Source organism: Streptomyces sp. NPDC025793 (assembly GCF_055558375.1).
On sequence record NZ_JBVHMR010000143.1, the window covers coordinates 1 to 1,770 of the forward strand.

The following is a 1,770-nucleotide window of genomic DNA, read 5'->3' on the forward strand; positions in this document are numbered from 1 at the left end:
CTCGGTCAGCAACGGACCGAGACTCCCGCGACAACTGGGCTCTCATGCCTGACCAGCAGAAACCACACACGAGGTTCGGAAAGAGAACGACCTCTCAGCTTGATCATTAACCTCGCTGCTGTTTCAGGCGGACGTGTTCGGTGAGGGTTTCGATTCGTTTCACGGTCTTCCCAGGCTCGTGACGTGGGGCTGGCCTGCGGTTCTTCGAGCCGGGTGGGCGTCCGGGTCCGGGCTTGGAGGGTTGGGGCACACCGGCGGGACGGGCGGTCTTCACGCGGAGGTGGCGGAACCCCCGACGGACCCGGGCAGGGGTGAGCCGGCGCGGCTCGGCGGGCCGTTCCCAGGGGCGGCGGAGGTCCTCGGCGAGGGGCCGGGCGAGGCGGAGTTGGGTGTGGGCGGCGATGATCAGCCAGGTCCACAGGTCGGCCGTGTGCGGATCGCGGACCTTGGGGACGGTCCAGCCCAGGGTCTGCTTGAACAGCCGGAAGGTATGTTCAAGATCGAATCTGCGGAGAAACGCCTGCCAGCGCACATCGACGTCCTGGCCGGTCAGCCCGGTGCGCGAGGACCACAGCCACACCGGCTTCGGGTCGCGGTCACCAGGCAGGTACTCGACCCTCAGCCGGATCAACGTGCCGTGGATCAAAGGGAGTTCGCCGCAGTGGTCGAGCCAGGGGCCACGGGCCTGCAGTCGCGGGTGCATCCGGTCCCAGGCGAGGGCTTCGGCCGTGCCGTAGCGGGTGGTGTCGCACGTTGTGGCCTGGTCAGGGGTGTGCCAGGACTCCGGCTTGGAGAAGGTGAGGACGCCGCCGTGCTTGCGGGGCTGACCGCCGCGAGGTGTGGAGCGACGCGGTCCGGCGTCCCGGAGCATGACGCGGTCCGAGCGCAGACGGCCGACGAGCTCGACGGGCAGGTCGGCCAGGACGTAGGCGAGGCGGGTGACGTCGTAGCCGGTGTCCATCACGACGAGGATGTGCGCATCACCCGGCCGCCACTGCCCGGCGTGCACCAGCCGGGTGACCACCTCGCGCAGCTGGGTGGCGGTCACCGCGGTGGCATCGTCGGCCGGCCCCAGCCGGATCGCGTCCAGCACGGCCGTCCACGACGTGCGTCCCGTCTCCAGCGCGGCGACGAAGGAGTAGGGCCACCCAGGGATGAGCTGATCCGCGCTGCGGCCCCGCCCGTAGACGTGGCAGAACAGCAACTCCGGGCTGGTGGGGGCATCAGGACGCAGCCAGTTGCTCACATCCACCGCAAGCACGATCCGACCGTCGGCGGCACGCGGCAACGGCGTGGACGCCAGCAGCCGACGCAGGCGGCGCGGCTCCAGCCAGCCGTGATTGACCGCGTCGTACATCGCACCGTGCCCACGACGGTGCTCAGCCGTGAGCGTCAGCTCGACCAGCGACGTCACCGGCCCGTCCGAGCACAGCACCGCGTCGGTGAGCTCGAAGAGCGCATCCGCACGGCTGTAAAGGCAGTCGTAGAACTGGACACGAAAGTGGGACAGGACGCCCAACGCGGCCTCAGCAGACTGTTCAGCGGCAAGAATCTTCACCAGCGGCCGTTCCTTCACGCGACGTTGCTCGACACCTCGAAGCGTGAAGAACGGCCGCCCTGCTGTCCCGAGAACGAACCAAGATCAGCAGGTCAGGTGAACCGCCGAGGTTAAACACAATGCCGTTGACTTAGGGGTCTGGTGGGGGTGCGATGGCAGGTATGACCTGCAGCGTTTCGACTGGCCAACAGGTGGGCTTGGGCGGTCGCGGG

At 68.3% G+C, this 1,770-nt stretch carries 1 protein-coding gene; it reads right to left on the minus strand.

What is annotated here, in order from left to right; translation table 11 throughout:
- Positions 1–106 precede the first annotated feature (106 nt).
- Positions 107–1,561, minus strand: a complete 1,455-nt coding sequence (locus ACZ4MF_RS48930) for an NF041680 family putative transposase (protein ID WP_467500927.1) — start codon at positions 1,559–1,561, stop codon at positions 107–109.
- Between the last annotated feature and the right edge of the window lie 209 nt (positions 1,562–1,770).